Raw genomic sequence first — 15,968 nt, 5'->3', positions numbered from 1 at the left:
GGCGGGCGTCAGTATGATGTTCGGCATGTCCCTGGATTCAGCCCCCGTCCTCGAGAGCGCTTCGGACCTGCCCGCCCACATCGGCAAGTACAAGGTCTTGCGCCGCCTCGGCGAGGGCGCCACCAGCGATGTCTTCCTGGCTGTGGACGAGTTCCACCGCAGTGAGGTGGCCATCAAGCGCATGCGCGCCTGGGCCGCCGTCAGCCGCGCCGGGCAGGGCAGCGATTTCAGCCTGCGCTTCTACGCCGCCGAGGCGGCATTGGCTGGGCGACTGCAGCACCCGAATGTGGTGCAGATTCTCGATGCCGTGCCCGAGGAAGACGCACCTTACCTGGTGATGGAGTATGTGCCGGGCGTCACGCTCAAGCATTTCTGCCGCAGCGACCGCCTGCTGCCGCTGGACCAGATTGTCGAGCTCGGCTTCAAGTGCGCCATGGCCTTGAGTTATGTCTTCCGCCAGGGCTTGATCCACCGCGATGTGAAGCCGGCCAATCTGCTGGCCGTGCTCGATGCCCAAGGCCAGGTCACCGATGTCAAGGTCAGTGATTTCGGCAGCGCGCTGAATCTGCATTCCGACTCGACCCAGGTGCACCGGGTCGGTTCGCTCGCCTACATGCCGCCCGAGCAGATCGAGGGGGGTGATGTCGATTGCCGCGCCGACATCTACGCGCTGGGCGCCGTGCTCTACCACCTGGTCGCCGGGCGCGCGCCCTTCGATGCGCCGAGCCAGATGGCCTTGATGCACCAGATCTACCACCAGGCGCCACCGCCGCTGCAAGGCCTGCGGGGTGGGGTGACGCCGGAGCTGGAGGCGGTCATCCTCAAGGCCCTGGCCAAGCATCCGCAAGAGCGCTATGCCGATTGGGAGGCTTTTGCCAAGGCACTGTCGGAGCTGGTCTCCAAGCAGTTGGTGCCTCTGGCGCGGCTTTACGAGGTCAAGGATTCGGAGCGCTTCAATATGTTGCGCGAACTGGAGTTCTTCTCCGACTTTGGCGACGTGGAGCTCTGGGAGGTGGTGCACCGGGCGCGCTGGCGGCGTTTTCCGCTCGACCATGCGCTCTACAAGCGCGGCCAGGAAGGCAATACCTTTCACATCATTGCCCAGGGGGCGGTCGATGTCTTCCGCGATGGCAACAAGGTGGCGACCCTGGGTCAGGGCACCTCGGTCGGCGAGATGGCCTATCTGGCGCCCAACCCGGACCTGCGCCGCCACAGCACCGATGTGCGGGTCAGCGAGGTCTGCATCACCATCTCGTTCACTCCGGAATCGCTAGGCCTGCTCAGCCCTGAATGCCAGCACCGATTCGACCGCGCCTTCATCCAGGTGTTGGTGCGCCGCCTGCATGCCGCGCACGAGGCTTTGGCGCATCCGCGCCGCATCATGTAAACCCGTCTTGAGGCTGTCGCGTTGCCGTGCTGGAATCAAGTTCGAGCGGATGCCACGCGATCTTGCCTCTGACCCTGCCCCCTTTCTTTGACGCCTTTGAAGGACATTTGCACATGAAGACGACGACGCTGAAATCCCTGCTGGCCCTGACGCTCTGCGCGGTGGCCGGTTTCGCCCAGGCTGCGGCCAGCTGCGATGCCCAGGCGACCGAGAAGAAGCTCGCCGGTGCTGCGAAGACCAGCTTCCTGAAGAAGTGCAATGCCGACAACCCGGCCGCCGCTGCAGGCAATGCCGCTTGCGACGCCGCCGCCGCCGAGAAAAAGCTGGCCGGCGCGGCCAAGAACAGCTTCCTGAAGAAGTGCAATGCCGACGGCGGCCCCAGCGCTGCCGCTGCACCGGCGGCCAACGACGCGCAAGCCAGCTGCGAGGCCAAGGCCGCCGAGAAGAAGCTGGCCGGTGCCGCCAAGACCAGCTTCACCAAGAAGTGTGTGGCGGACGCTGCGGCTGCCAAGTAAGCCGACTCGCCTGCCCAACCCCGGGGAGCACCCCTGCCGCCCGGGGTTTTCTTTTGGCCCGGTGTGGTGTGGCGGGTGATGGGTGATGGGTGATGGGGTTCAGGCCTGCCGGCCCCAATAGTCCGGCCGGCCGTAGTTCGCCTTGAGGAAGTCGATCCACAAGCGCACCCGCAGCGGCAGGTGCTTGGCCTGCGGGAACAAGGCGTAGATGCCGTTGGGCGGCGCGGCGAAATCATCGAGCACGCTGACCAGGCGGCCGGCGGCGATGTCACCCTCGACCTCCCAGGTGCTGCGCCAGGCCAGGCCCTGGCCGGCCAGGCACCAGTCATGCAGGACCTGGCCGTCGCTGCAATCGAGTCGGCCATTGGGCCGCAGATGCTGCACCGTGCCGTCGATGGCAAAGGCCCAGCCACGGGTCTGGCTGGCATCCGAGCTCAAGGTCAGGCAGGCATGCCGGCCCAGCTCCGAGGGATGTTGGGGCACGCCGGCGCGTTTCAGATAGGCCGGGGTGGCGACGCAAAGGCGTCGGTTGTCGGCCAGACGCACGCTGATCAGGCTGGAATCAGGCAGATCGCCGACCCGCACGGCGCAGTCAAAGCCTTCGGCCGCGATGTCCACCACCCGGTCGCTGAGGTTGAGCGACACGCTCACGTCTGGGTGACTGGCCAGGAACTCCGGCAGCAGCGGTGCCACATGACGGCGGCCGAAGCCGGCCGGCGCTGTGATGCGCAAGTGCCCGCTGGCCTTGACCCCGCCCGCGCTGACACTGGCTTCAGCGCTGTTGAACTCGGCCAGCAGGCGCTGGCAGTCCTCCAGAAACGCGCTGCCCTCATGCGTCAGGCTCAGCCGCCGCGTGGTGCGCAGCAGCAGCTTCACCCCCAGCCGGGCCTCCAGCGCATCAATGCGACGCCCCATCACGGCCGGCGCCACCCCCTCCAGCTGCGCCGCTGCCGTCAGGCTTCCCTTGGTGGCGACGGAAACGAAGGATTCGATCTGTTTGAGGCGGTCCATGACGCTAGATTGTGACTTCTAAAGTTGTAATAAGGTTATTTATGCCTTTATTGCTTCTTTGTGGGTGAATCATGTCAAAAGTAATAGATCAAAAAATTTGATTAACGAGTGGGCGATATGACGACCAAGTCGTTGCTAGGGTTATACATACCGTGGAGAACCCTTACTTTTGGCTCTAGAGGGCCTTCCTAGACTTTGTTCACTTTTGTTACGCCAGACGGCACGGACCACAAGCCAGCGTCTGGCTCCCTTGTTTCAAAAGCCACAAAGCATAGGAAACGACATGTTGAGGAATTGCAAGTTCAGCGCCGTGAGCGCGGCTGTTTTGGCCATGGTGGCCGTCTCGGCTCAAGCACAAACGCAGGCCCCGTCGGAGCGCCTGGAACGCGTGGAAGTGACGGGTTCGAACATCAAGCGTGTTTCGGCTGAAACCGCCTCGCCGGTGCAGGTGTACAGCCGCACCGAAATCAAGCAGACCGGCGCCAACACCGTGCGCCAGGTGCTGGACACCATCACTGCCACCTCGACTTCCGAACTGGTGGACAACGGCAATTCGAACAGTTTTGCTGCGGGCGCATCGGGCGTGTCCCTGCGCGGCCTGGGCAAGGGCGCGACCCTGGTGCTGTTGAACGGCCGCCGCGTGGCGTACTACGCCCTGGCCGATGGCGCCAAGGAAAACTTCGTCAACGTGGACGCCATCCCCGCTGACGTGATCGAGCGCATCGAAATCCTGAAGGACGGTGCCTCCGCCGTCTACGGTTCCGACGCCATGGCCGGTGTGATCAACATCATCACCCGCAACGAGTACAACGGTATTGGCATCAGCGCCTCCTACCAAACCGGCGTGGAGCCGAAGCTGCAGAAGCAGGCGACGGCCGCCGTGGTTGCCGGTTTCGGTGATCTGAACAAGGACAAGTTCAATGTCCTGGGCAATATCGAGGTGTACAAGCGCGAGGGTTACACCATCGCCGACGTGCGGCCCTCCTTCGCTCCGTGGCACAAGGAAATCGTCAACCCTGCGTTTGGCGACCCGAGCCTGAACTCTTACCCTGGCAACCTGATCAAGGGCAAGCTGGTCGGCGGTTCCTTCGTCCAGGCTTCGGGCAATCCTCGTGTGCCGACGGCTGCTTGTACCAACAAGAACGCCGCCGGTGCTTGCGTGATGGATATCAACGGCCTGAACCAGACCTATGACCCGGCTTCGCGCGTCAATGCCTTCGTCAGCGGCCGCCTGGCATTGAACAACGACCTGGAAGCTTTCGCGGAAGCCAGCTATTCGAAGACCAAGACCGAATACTTGTCCCTGCCATTCGCCATCAACGCACCGGCCACGCCTTTCCGCTGGTTTGACGGCAATGCCAAAAAGATCCAGATCGTGCCCAAGCCCGTGCTGGCGGCCAACAACCCGGCCAACACCACCGGTGATGTGGCCGGCTTGGAGTACCGCTTCATGGATCCTGGCATGAACTGGGACATCCCCGGTGACGCCAGCCAGTACCGCGTGTTGGCCGGCGTCAAGGGCTCGACTGCCGGTTGGGATTGGGAAACCACCATCGGTCGTGTGGGTGCTGATGGCACGAAGGAAGGCATCGGCGCACATCGCGTGGACTTCATCAACGCGATCAACAGCGGTGAGTACAAGATCGCCGGCAGCAACAGTGCCGATCTGCTGAACAAGATGTTCCGTAAGACCGAGCTGAAGGGTGAGAACCACCAGAACTTCATCGATGCCAAGGTCAGCGGCGAGCTCTACAAGCTGCCGGCCGGCATGATGATGGGCGCCTTCGGTGTCGAGTACCGCGCGGAAAGTGTGCTGGTCAAGTCGGGCCAGAATCTGCTGAACGCTGAGATCATCAACAACGGTTCAGTCTGGGTGGAAGGCAGCCGCAAGCTGGGCTCGGCCTTCGCTGAAATCGAAGCGCCTTTGGCCAAAGGCTTGCAAGCCAACGTGGCAGCCCGCTTTGACAAGGCATCGGGCTCAGACAGCCGCCTGTCTCCCAAGTTGGGTCTGACCTATCTGGTGGCCGACAACTTCAAGGTTCGCGGCACGGTGGCTGGTGGTTTCCGCGCCCCCAACATCCCTGAAGCCATGGGCAAGGTGGGCTTGACCGGTTTCTACAACAGCATGGTGGACCCCAAGCGTTGCGAGACGGCCACCAAGATCCGCGACATCTTGAAGAAGGGCAACGACAACGACAAGGCCGATGCCACCGCCGCCTTCAATTCGGGCTGTTTGGTGTCCATCCCCGCCATGATCTCGGCCAACCCCGGCATCAAGCCTGAGCTGTCCAAGAGCATGACCTTTGGTTTTGTGTTCGATCCGGTCAAGGACCTGTCGATCGCTGTGGACTACTACAAGATCGAACGTCGCAATGAGATCGCCAACCGTGATCCTGACTACGTCCTGGCCCGCGAAGGCCAAGCGGGCTATGACAGCATGATTGCCCGTGCGCCCGTCAGCGGCACCGACCTGGCCCGCGCGGCTCGTGCCAACGAGCTTGATCCTACGGCCAAGATCAGCTGGGCTGCCGGCGACTTGACCACCTTGTTGCTGCAGTATGAGAACTTCGGCAAGACTGAGCGCTCGGGCATTGACCTGGACGTCAAGGGTCGCATCGGTCTGGGTGAACTGGGCAACCTGAACCTGGGACTGACCACGACTTACGCCCTGACGGCCAAGGAGTGGGACATCGAAGCCAACGAGTACCGCCCGAACCGTGTTGGCCTGCGCAATGAGCCGCGTGTGCGTGCCGTGTTCAGTGCCGCTTGGAGCAACGGTCCCTGGGGTGCAGGCCTGCGCTTCAACTACACCACGGCTCGCGCGCTCAACAACGACGAGACCGATGAAGCCAACTGGGGCGAAGCTGCTTGCCGTAAGCGCCTGAACCCCACCGGCACTTACCCTTGCATCCAGCAGCGCGATCTGCGTACCGACCTGAGCGTGCGTTACAGCGGCTTCAAGAACCTGAACCTGGGCCTGAACGTGCAGAACCTGTTCGACGAGCCGGCACCGATCAGCCTGCGTGACGGCTTTGTGCTGCGTCCGCGCGCTGTGAAGGTCACTATGGACTACAAGTTCTGATCTGAACCCTGCGCTGGTTTGCGGGCTGTCTGTGGGCAGCCTTCGAACCCACTTCAAAACCCGGGCTTGGCCCGGGTTTTTTCATGCCGATTCACTTTGAATTTCATCTGTATTCCTGCAAATATCTCAAGTAATTCATAAATTTCCGGGTTCGAATCGAGCAGCCCTTTGCGGCTAAATTGCCGAGCATCCCGTTTCACTGTCTTGCCGAGGAACTCTTTCATGAACGCCCCCCACACCCCAGCACGCACGGCGGTTCACGGCCTTCAGGTCGCGACCGAGTTGTTTCGATTCATCGAAGACCGGGTCTTGCCCGGCACGGGTCTCAGCAGCGAGCGCTTCTGGACGGGTTTCGACGCCATCGTCCGGGACTTGGCACCCAAGAACCAGGCTTTGCTGGCCGAGCGGGACCGCTTGCAGGCGGCGTTGGACGATTGGCACCGCAAGCATCCGGGACCGATCCGCGACATGGCGGCCTACCGGGCATTTTTGGAAGAGATCGGCTACCTGGTGCCGCCGCCCGGCGCGGTGCAGGTGAGCACCGCAAATGTGGACGCCGAGCTGGCGCTGCAGGCCGGCCCGCAGCTGGTGGTGCCGATCCTGAATGCGCGTTATGCCCTCAATGCCGCCAATGCGCGTTGGGGCTCCTTGTATGACGCGCTCTACGGCACCGATGCCATTCCTGAAGCCGGCGATGCCGAGCGTGCGGGGGCTTACAACCCGGTGCGCGGTGCCCAGGTGATTGCCTATGCTCGCCGTGTGCTGGACCAGGCCGCACCCCTGGCCGGCGCTACGCACACCCAGGCGAACAGCTACCGCGTGGAAGCTGGCCGTCTGGTGGTCGGCTTGATCGGTGGCGCCAGCACCGGCTTGGTCGACCCCGCGCAGTTTGTGGGTTATCAAGGGGAGGCCGCGGCGCCCAGTTCGGTGCTGCTGCGCCACAACGGCCTGCATCTGGATGTGCAGATCGATCGCAGCACAGCCATCGGCGCCAGCGATGCGGCCGGCATCAGCGATGTGGTGCTGGAGGCGGCGTTGTCCACCATCCTCGACCTGGAGGACTCGGTGGCCGTGGTCGACGCCGAGGACAAGGTGCTGGCCTACGGCAACTGGCTGGGCATCTTGCAAGGCACGCTGACCGAAACGCTGAGCAAGGGCGGCAGGACCCTCACCCGCCGTCTCAACCCCGACCGTGTCTACACCGCGCCCGAAGGCGGCGCGCTGAGTCTGCACGGCCGCTCGCTGATGTTTGTGCGCAATGTCGGCCACCTGATGAGCAACCCGGCGATTCTCTACACGGACGCGCAGGGTCAAACCCGCGAGATTCCTGAAGGCATCATGGATGCCGTCGTCACGACCACGATCGCTCTGCACGATTTGAAGGGCGAGGCGGGCCGCGCCATCCGCAACTCGCGCGCTGGCTCCATCTACATCGTCAAACCCAAGATGCACGGCCCGGCCGAGGTGGCATTTGCGGCAGAGCTGTTCGCCCGCGTCGAGCAGATGCTGGGCCTGCCGGACAGCACGGTGAAGCTGGGCATCATGGACGAAGAGCGTCGCACCAGCGTCAACCTCAAGGCCTGCATCGCCGCAGCGGCCAGCCGTGTGGCCTTCATCAACACCGGCTTCCTCGACCGCACCGGCGACGAGATGCACACCGCCATGCTGGCCGGACCCATGTTCCGCAAGGGCGACATGAAGACCAGCGCCTGGATCCAGGCCTACGAGCGCAGCAATGTGCTGACCGGCCTGGGCTGCGGCCTGCGCGGTCGGGCCCAGATCGGCAAGGGCATGTGGGCCATGCCCGACCTGATGGCCGCCATGCTGGAGCAAAAAATCGCCCACCCCAAGGCCGGCGCCAACACCGCCTGGGTGCCCTCGCCGACCGCCGCCACCTTGCATGCCCTGCATTACCACCAGGTTCATGTGCAGGCGGTGCAGCAGGAGCTGCAGCAGATCGACGCCGACGCCGAGCGTGACGCCATCCTGGACCGCCTGCTGCAGATCCCGGTGGTCGAGCAGGTGAGCTGGAGCGCAGCCGAGATCCAGCAGGAGTTGGACAACAACGCCCAGGGCATCCTGGGTTATGTGGTGCGCTGGGTGGACCAGGGTGTGGGTTGCTCCAAGGTGCCGGATATCCACAACATCGGCCTGATGGAAGACCGCGCCACCCTGCGCATTTCCAGCCAGCACATCGCCAACTGGCTGCACCACGGCGTGACCCATGCCGCCCAGGTGCACGAGACCTTCCAGCGCATGGCGGCGGTGGTGGACGGTCAGAATGCGGGCGATGCGGCCTACCAGCCCATGGCCGGCCATTTCGAAACCTCGGCAGCCTACCGCGCTGCGCTTGACCTGGTGTTCAAGGGGCTGGAGCAGCCGAGCGGCTACACCGAGCCCCTGCTCCATGCCTGGCGTTTGAAGGTCAAGGCGGGTTCAGTCTGACGGACCGCCGGCCCCTCCTGAGGCCGTGAACGAACAGAGCGGGCCTGTGGGCCCGTTTTTTTTGCTCGAGACTTGATCGTTGCGCGCCGCTTGCATGGCGCGAGCTTTTGGCCCGAATCAACCGCCGTCAATCCCCTCTTCGCCCCAGCGTCCGAATCAGGAAAATCCGAAGCCGAAGGTATGGCGACAGGTTAGCTTGTGGATCGAGGTCGTATGCAGCGCGATTCACGGGCATACAGTGCTCGTCAGCTTCTCCGTGTGCGTAGCGTCGCGCTGGAGCTTGTTGCAACAAAAAAGGCCCGCTCGCCTAGCGAGCGGGCCTTTGCCCTGGGGGGACGCTTTTAGAACTCGTAGCGTGCGCTGAACTGAATTGACCGCGGCGACTGGAAGTTTTGCGGTTGATCGTAGTTCGGGTTCAGCTTGCCGGGAGCAGGAGGCGTGGCCCACTGTGCGTTGGTGTCTGCACGGCTGAAATCGCGGACTTCATTCAGGCGAACGGCTTTTTGCGAGTTCAGAACATTGAAGACGTTGGCTTGCAGCGTGAGGCGACCATGATTTGTCTTCGGTGTGAACGAGAACTGCAAGTCCAACTGACCGGTCCAAGGTGTGCGACCTGCTGCACCACGTTGGGTCAGCTGGGTTTTGCCGTTGTCATCCAGGCAGTAGTAGCTGGATGCGCTGGTGTAGTCCCCTGAGCCGCTGTGACCATCGACCTTATTGAAGTCCGCCACTGTTTTCGGGACAAAGCCAATGCAGCTCTTTGGGCGACCCGAGGAGATGATGGCTGTTGCGCCGACCTTGAAGGATTCCGCCACAGCGTAGTTGCCAAAGAACTTGAAGACATGAGTTCGGTCATTCGGCAGGTAGCCGCTGGAGCCGTGGCTGAATGAGCCGAAGTCAAAGTCCTGAGTGATACCGGCGTCTTCTTGCTGCAGGGTGGACTGGACATAGCCTTCAGCGCTGCCCTTGGATCTCGACCAGACGTAGCTAAAGTTGCCACCCCAGGTGCCATCAAACGGGTGCTCCAGCGTCAGCTCAAGAGCCTTGTACGTGCGCTTGTAAGGCTCCAAGCCAAAGTAGGAAGCCGGTATGGTCACTTCCTTCAACACGCCATCGTTCTTGACGTCTACCTTCAGGGACACATCGCGGCCAGGGTTCAGCAAGATGCAAGACGCTACATCGGTAGCCTTGTAACTGGGGTAGCCATTGGCAACAGCCCAGTTCTTGATCGCGTAGGCACCGCAGAAATCGTCCATGCCATCATTGATCTTCCGATTGACGAACTTGGCGCCGACGGTCCAGTCTTTGCTGAGAGCACGCTGAATACCCAGAATCCACTCATCCTGGTTCATCGGCCGCAGTTTGGTGTCAGCCACGGTAGCAGGATCAGGCAGTGCGAAGTTCTCTCCGCCTGTCACGGTGCCCACTTGGGTGACGTTCTGTGGCGCTGCGGTGACGGGATCCATGCCGTTGTAGGTGTACCAGGACTCTGAACTACCTTCAGCGCGCGTCATGCGGATGTTTGAGTTCGAAGCCACCGGAATGTAGTAGCGACCAAACGAGCCGTACACCTTGGTCGAACCATCGCCCAGCGCATTCAGCGAGAAGCCTGCGCGCGGGGCCAGCAGATTGTCTGCCTTCACGAAACTCACGCCATCGCCATTGCGGTTGTCAAAGGACTCGCCTCGCACGCCGCCGTACACGAGCAAATTCTTCGTAGCTTGCCAGCTGTCTTCCAGATACCAGGCCTTGTTTTCGACTTCGAAGGTTCCGGATGTGGACAGATAGGTGCGCTTGCGAACGACGGGTGTGCCGGCAGGAACGGCGACGCCGTTGACAGTGCCTGTTGACACAAAATACCGCCAGTACGCACCGCCGGAGTAGGACGAGCCGCCGGCTTGACTGGAAGTGAACTTTTGATTGTCGAGGCCGCCGCGGATCACATGGCTGCCGATCGAGTACTCAAGATCCAGACGCCAAGAGGTGCGGATGTCGTCATCAGTCGCCGGAGCCTTCGGATCACGACCGGGGGCGCCAGGGAAAATGCCGTTCCAGCAGCCCAGCGCCTTGGTGGCGCCGACGTTGTAAACCGTCGGGCAATCTGCGCCGTCTTGTCGGCTACCAAGCACCAAGGGCTGTTGGTTCTTGACCCGACCAGCAAGCGCTGAAACGGTCAGGGAGTCAGTCAGATAGCCCGTGTACTTGCCAATGGCCACGGTGCCACCGGAAGCTTCTTCGCTTTGACCTGCGACACCGGCATGTTCCGTCGCGTACCAGTACTTGGCTCGTTGCGCATCGGACACCCCGCTCATCAATGAGCTTCCGGCCTTGTCGCGTTCGTAATCTACGAAGCTGCGCTCGCGCTTATTGTCAATCGCAGTCAATTCAAACGAATGACTGTCGTTGGGCTGAAAGTCAACTTTGAGGAGGCCGCGGGGACGGCTGTCACGGATGATGGTGCTGCGAGTCTGTCCAAAGGTCTCGTCACGGTTGTGACGACCTTCGACCAGGGCGAACACGAACAGCTTGTCCTTGATCACCGGTCCGCCGATGTAGGCGTTGTAGTTCAGTCGGTCGTAAATGCTGTCTTGACCGAAGACGGTGTACGCAGGCAGCTTCGTTTGGGTGTCGATGGTGTCCTTGTCGAGATTGACAACATTCTTGCCCTTGCTGCGGAACTCCGAGGGAGTCCAGTAGGCCGAGGCGCCACCCTTCCACTCGTTGGTGCCACGCTTGGTCACGATGGAAACCACCCCGCCCAGCGAGCGGCCGTACTCGGCTCCATAGCCACCCGCCTTAACCTGCTGTTGTCCGACTGCGTCGAACGGCAGTTCTGCATAGGACAGGAAGTTGCGGATGTTGGTCACATCAAAACCATTGATGTAGTACCCATTCTCACCAACCGATGCGCCGCCAAAGGAGGGGAGGTCACCAGTGCCCATGCCTGGGTCGCCCTTCACCACACCTGGAGCCAGCAGTGAAATGGCATTCGGGTTACGCGCGACAGGCAGTTCACGAATCGACTCAGCTGTGAACACCGAGTTTGTTTCCGTGCTCGACATGTCGATCGTGCGGACGCGCGAGCCCTTGATGTCGATGCGCTCCAATGTCTCTGCCTGTAGGGAAACGGAGGACGTGGTGCCGACAGCCACGAAAACATCCTTGCTGATACCCTCGGTTGTCACTTTGTACTTGCCCGGGACCATCTTGGTCAGGGCAAAGTTGCCGGACTTGTCTGCCTTGACGGTTCGAGTCTGTCCCGTTTCAACGTTGACGACGGTGATGGTCGCTTCTGCCTTGGCAGAGCCGGACAGCGAGCCTTCTGAGCTCTGTGCCATGGCAACGGAAGCCATGAGCAGGCTGGTGGCGACGGCGATGGCCGTTCTGGAGGTCAGGCGGATCGCGCCTGTTCGATTGCTAGTTCCCATTGATGCCCTCTGTTTGTTGAATGCATGGAGTCGGCCAGTGCATTCCCGCGAGCGCGTGGTCAGCAAATGGCCCGAGCTGAGTTTCCTTGTGTGGGCGCTGGTCGCCCCTAGGGGTATGCCTAATGGCAGGTGTCATTCGTCACAATGGATGTCAATCAGTCGGGTGAGCTGTCAGTCGTAACAGTTTGATTCAATTGGGTTTTTGGCTTGAGGGTCGGCCGGTTTCGGTGGCCGACTGATACTGCTGATGAGCGTCTGGGGTGGCATGACTGCAACAGTCTTGTTTGGATTCGAAGGTGAATTCAGTCGCTCAGAAATGAAGCGGCCCACTGGTTTGCACCAGCGGGCCGGGATCGCTTTCATCAAGTACCTTGACGCGTCAAGGTACCCGTTGAATCAAGCGCCTTAGAACGGCTTGTTGTAGGTCACCGTCAAGCGCATGCTGCGCGGAGCGGCGTTGCCGACCGGCATTTCATAGATGTTGCGCTTGCCACCACCGTTGGTTTCACCGCGCTCTTCAACCGCCAAAACGGCCTGGTTGTTGAACACGTTCAGCACTTCACCGGTCAGAGCCAGGCCAGGAACCATGCTGGGCTTAAACGTTGCGCTCAGGTTGAGGCGCGAGTTCTCAGCCAAGCGGCCCACAGCACCGCGCGGGGCTGGCTTGCCGAAGCAGTAGTGGTAGTTCGAGCCGTAGTTGTTACCCGCGGCCCACCAGTTGGGGTTGTTCCAGGCGGTTGGCAGGCCTTCATGCTTGCCTTGGTAGGTGCCCAGGCAGCTACGGGGACGGCCGGACTCGTAGGTGAACGTGCCGCCCAGTTGGACTGCCGAGGTCACTTCATAGAAGCCATAGGCCTTGATCTGATGGCGACGATCATTGGGCAGATAGCCTTCGCCGTACTGCATGAGTTCGGGGTGATCCCAGGTCATGGTGGCCGACACGTCGCGTTGAGCGCGGTCAGACAGGGTTTGACCCTCTGTATTGCCCTTGCTCTTCGAGTAGGTGTAGGTCATCTTGCCGTACCAGCCGTCGCGGAACGGATGCTCCAGGAAGAAGTCGAAGGCGGTGTAGGTGCGCTTGGGCTTGACGCTGCCGTAGCCCATCTCTTCTGGTGAGAAGGTCACACGGGTGTAGGTCTTGCCGTCGCCATTGAAGTTCATGTCGAAGGTGTTCGACCGGCCTGGATTGAACGAAGCGCAGCTCCAAGGGGCGTGAGCATCGCCGTCGCCGGCATCAGCCAGGGCGATGAAATCGCGCCAGGGCTTGGCGTCCAGTTGCGGGTTGTCCTTGACGTACTTGCTGAAGGGGCGAGCGTCGCAAGTGTCGTCGATCGTCGACTTCATGGTGCGGTGGGTGAACTTCACACCACCCGTCAAGCTCTTGCTGAGAGCCCGTTCGATACCCAGGATGATTTCGTCTTGGTAGGCCGGCTTCATGTCGATGGCCGCCACGCTGCGAGGATCCTTCGGTTGACCGTACTCGCTGTTGGACGAATAGGCCTTGGCTTGGTCAATACGACCTGTAGGCATGCCGTTCGCGTCCACGCCGGTGTAGGTGAAGACCTGGGTGGTGTTGGTCGAGCCGTTGGCACCGCGCAAGGCGATCAAAGTCGGGATCTGGATGGAGTAGCGGCCAGCGCTACCAAACACCTTGGTGGAGGAGTCCCCCGACACGTCCCAAACTGCCGAGAAGCGAGGATTCAGCTGATCCTTGATCTTCAGGAAGGCAACTTTGTCCGAGTTCAAGTTCTCGTAGGTTTCGCGACGCAGGCCGAAGGTCAGTTGCAGGCCCTTGGTCACGGCCCACTTGTCTTCGATGTACTGTGCGGTCTGGTTGGAGTACGCGCTGCTGGTGGTCGAATTGACGTTCTCAACGCCATAGAAGCCCTTGGCAGCGAGAGCGCCGTTGGCGGGGTTGCCGATCCAGAGCTTGGTGCCGCCGGACTGGGAAAGGATCAGCTCTTTGTTGGCGATCGCGGCAGCATCCAGTGCGCCGGAGTAGGTGATGCTACGGCCTCCCGGGGGCGCTTCCTTGCCGCCATTGAGCGTGGACATCTTGTTGTCGTCCAGACCCACCTTGATCGTGTGCTTGCCGAGCTTGTACTCGACATCCAGTCGGAAGCCCTTGACCTTGTCTTCGTTGTTCGCGGGGTAGAGCTGGCCCGTGAAGGTGTTCAGCTGGGGGTAGCTAACGCCAGGTGCTTGAGAGCTGACGCCGTTCTCGAAGCCAACGTTGGGAACTTGGGTGTTGATCCCGCTGGTGGAAGCTTCGCGACGCGTGCTGCTTTGGCCGGCAAGTGCCGTCACGGTCAGATTGTCGGTCAGTTCACCGACATAGCGCAGGATCTGGACATTGGCGCCCGAGGCGGTCAAGCCGTCTTCGTCGTTCTTCCACTTCTCAACGTGGTCAATCTTCCCGTTGCGTTCTCCCGTGACAGCGTTGACGCCGGAAACGGTCCGGGTCAACTTGGGGGTGTCGCCAATCAGGGTCAGGTCGAGGCGATGGCCATCGGTGATGTTGAAGTCGAACTTGCCCATCACGCGGGTCGTGATGGTCTTGTCATCGTTCCATCCGCTGGTAGCGGCGGCCGCAGGAACCGAGGTGTTCCCGTTGGTCGCGTCCATATTGCCGGACTTGACCGTGCGCTGTTCCGCAGACACGAACATGAACAAGCGATCCTTGATCAGCGGGCCGCCGACATAGGCACCCAACTGAGTTTCGCTCAGGGTGTTCTTTTCGCGCAGCAGGCGCAGCTTGCCGTCGGTAGCAGCAACGCCCGCATTGCCGTAATAGCGATTGACCGGTGCGTTGCGGAAGCTGGCGGGCGAGAAGCTGGCTTGGGCGCCGTACTCCCAGTTGTTGGAGCCGCTCTTGGTGATGACGTTGACCACGCCGCCGATGGAGCGGCCGAACTCAGCACCGAAACCGCCATTCAAAATCTGAGCTTGTTCAATGGCGCCAAATGGCAATTCCGAAGAGCCCAGCTGGTTCAGCGGATTCGTCACCGGGAATCCGTTGATGTAGTAAGAGTTTTCCGATGCCGCGCCGCCGCCGATGCTGGCGCCGCCGGGGTAGCGAGGGTCAGCGTGGGTGGTGTTCGGCGCCAGGGCAATGATGGCGCCGAGGTTGCGAGCGGTCGGCAGTGCGTCGAGTTGCTTGGCGGTGAAGCTGGCGCCACTGTCAGCATTGGTCACGTCCAGCAGCTTGCGCGTGCCCGAAACCGTCACGGTTTCGAGCTGCTGACCGAAATTGACTTCAGCGCCCTGGCCGATCTGCACCTGAATGCCTTCGCGCGTTTGGATGGCCTTGCCATCGCGCATCAAGGTCACTTTGTAGGTACCAACAGGCAAGTTGGTCACTTGAATGCGGCCGGTCGAATCCGGTGTCGTGACACGACGGAAGCCGGTCGCCGGGTTTTCGATCACGACGGTTGAGCCTGGGGAGACTTGGATGCTCCCGTAGATGCTGCCGGTCGCGTTGGACTGCGCGTAGACCGTTCCGGTCGCAACGAGCAGACTGACAGCGGCCGCAACGGCGGATCGCTTCACGAATAGATTCATAGACATGGATTGATTTCGATTCGACATGAAAGCCCTCACTTCTTTGGTAAAGAACATCTCGTCCGGAAGCTCCGGTTCTTTTGGTGGCCGGAACGCTACAAAGGCAAATGCGCCGGGCGATTGTTGATTCGGGCGTGAAATCGCTGACTAGGGGAAGTCCTTGAGGACGCATGGCAATCGGCACCAAATGCCATGCGGTTTTTGTGTGCCTTTCGTAAGTTGTTGAAAAGCAAGGTGTTTTGTCGAATGGGGCGTCGATGCGCACGCCCTTGAGGGCGCGGCACTAGGGTTCGCACGTGTGGAACTACGGCAACGAGTCGACACGCATGGGGCGTCGAGGGGGACCCTTGTCAGCGCCATTTGCCGCTTGAAACGAGGCCTAGCAACAGATCGGCTTGACGATTGGCACGCTCAAGGCCCAGTGATCTGGTGTACGCGTCGAATGCGCCGCTCGGCCCATGAGCCCCGCGCCTCTTGTGCATGCCTGCTGACTAGAATGCGCTCCCGACCTCTTCTCAGACTCGCACCGGTGCTGGATG

8 protein-coding genes are annotated in these 15,968 nt (G+C 61.3%); 4 read left to right on the top strand and 4 right to left on the bottom strand.

All coding sequences use genetic code 11. The features are described from left to right. Nucleotides 1–25: 25 nt before the first annotated feature. Both AC1Q6P_RS18340 and AC1Q6P_RS18335 read left to right on the top strand, forming a co-directional pair. Nucleotides 26–1,387: a serine/threonine-protein kinase gene (locus AC1Q6P_RS18340; protein WP_171827220.1), complete on the top strand. Its 1,362-nt coding sequence runs from the start codon at nt 26–28 to the stop codon at nt 1,385–1,387. Between the two features lie 113 nt (nt 1,388–1,500). Next, on the top strand, nt 1,501–1,902 hold the full coding sequence (locus AC1Q6P_RS18335) for a hypothetical protein (protein WP_492665425.1): 402 nt from the start codon (nt 1,501–1,503) through the stop codon (nt 1,900–1,902). Nucleotides 1,903–2,001: 99 nt separating this feature from the next. On the opposite strand, the gene AC1Q6P_RS18330 is transcribed toward AC1Q6P_RS18335, so the two are convergent. After that, entirely contained in the window at nt 2,002–2,913 is a 912-nt protein-coding gene (locus AC1Q6P_RS18330; RefSeq protein ID WP_492665426.1) for a LysR family transcriptional regulator, read from the bottom strand. Between the two features lie 283 nt (nt 2,914–3,196). On the opposite strand from AC1Q6P_RS18330, the gene AC1Q6P_RS18325 reads away from it, so the two are divergent. Continuing rightward, nucleotides 3,197–5,995, top strand: coding sequence for a TonB-dependent receptor plug domain-containing protein (locus tag AC1Q6P_RS18325; protein WP_492703283.1), 2,799 nt, complete (start codon nt 3,197–3,199; stop codon nt 5,993–5,995). 53 nt (nt 5,996–6,048) lie between these two features. On the opposite strand, the gene AC1Q6P_RS18320 is transcribed toward AC1Q6P_RS18325, so the two are convergent. Next, nucleotides 6,049–6,219 carry a hypothetical protein gene (locus AC1Q6P_RS18320; RefSeq protein ID WP_271007995.1) on the bottom strand — a complete coding sequence of 57 codons (171 nt, stop codon included), beginning with the start codon at nt 6,217–6,219 and terminating at the stop codon, nt 6,049–6,051. Here AC1Q6P_RS18320 and AC1Q6P_RS18315 point away from each other — a divergent pair. Beyond that, nucleotides 6,218–8,440 (top strand): malate synthase G, encoded by a 2,223-nt coding sequence (locus tag AC1Q6P_RS18315; protein ID WP_492665428.1) that lies wholly within the window; start codon nt 6,218–6,220, stop codon nt 8,438–8,440. The two genes, AC1Q6P_RS18320 and AC1Q6P_RS18315, sit on opposite strands and share 2 nt — an antisense overlap. A gap of 341 nt (nt 8,441–8,781) precedes the next feature. Here AC1Q6P_RS18315 and AC1Q6P_RS18310 read toward each other — a convergent pair whose 3' ends face one another. Both AC1Q6P_RS18310 and AC1Q6P_RS18305 read right to left on the bottom strand, forming a co-directional pair. Further along, nucleotides 8,782–11,868, bottom strand: coding sequence for a TonB-dependent receptor (locus AC1Q6P_RS18310; RefSeq protein ID WP_492665429.1), 3,087 nt, complete (start codon nt 11,866–11,868; stop codon nt 8,782–8,784). 405 nt (nt 11,869–12,273) lie between these two features. Then, on the bottom strand, nt 12,274–15,417 hold the full coding sequence (locus AC1Q6P_RS18305) for a TonB-dependent receptor (RefSeq protein WP_492665430.1): 3,144 nt from the start codon (nt 15,415–15,417) through the stop codon (nt 12,274–12,276). Nucleotides 15,418–15,968 lie beyond the last annotated feature (551 nt).

Source organism: Roseateles sp. GW835-FHT13E02, assembly GCF_058794035.1.
The sequence above is the reverse complement of the archived record's forward strand: the minus strand, read 5'-3'. Positions and strand labels throughout refer to the sequence as shown.

Excerpts from the sequence above, each read along its gene's own strand:
- AC1Q6P_RS18340 (WP_171827220.1), top strand. The coding sequence starts at position 26 with ATGTCCCTGGATTCAGCCCCCGTCCTCGAGAGCGCTTCGGACCTGCCC.
- AC1Q6P_RS18335 (WP_492665425.1), top strand. The coding sequence starts at position 1,501 with ATGAAGACGACGACGCTGAAATCCCTGCTGGCCCTGACGCTCTGCGCG.
- AC1Q6P_RS18330 (WP_492665426.1), bottom strand. The coding sequence starts at position 2,913 with ATGGACCGCCTCAAACAGATCGAATCCTTCGTTTCCGTCGCCACCAAG.
- AC1Q6P_RS18325 (WP_492703283.1), top strand. The coding sequence starts at position 3,197 with ATGTTGAGGAATTGCAAGTTCAGCGCCGTGAGCGCGGCTGTTTTGGCC.
- AC1Q6P_RS18315 (WP_492665428.1), top strand. The coding sequence starts at position 6,218 with ATGAACGCCCCCCACACCCCAGCACGCACGGCGGTTCACGGCCTTCAG.
- AC1Q6P_RS18320 (WP_271007995.1), bottom strand. The coding sequence starts at position 6,219 with ATGAAAGAGTTCCTCGGCAAGACAGTGAAACGGGATGCTCGGCAATTT.
- AC1Q6P_RS18310 (WP_492665429.1), bottom strand. The coding sequence starts at position 11,868 with ATGGGAACTAGCAATCGAACAGGCGCGATCCGCCTGACCTCCAGAACG.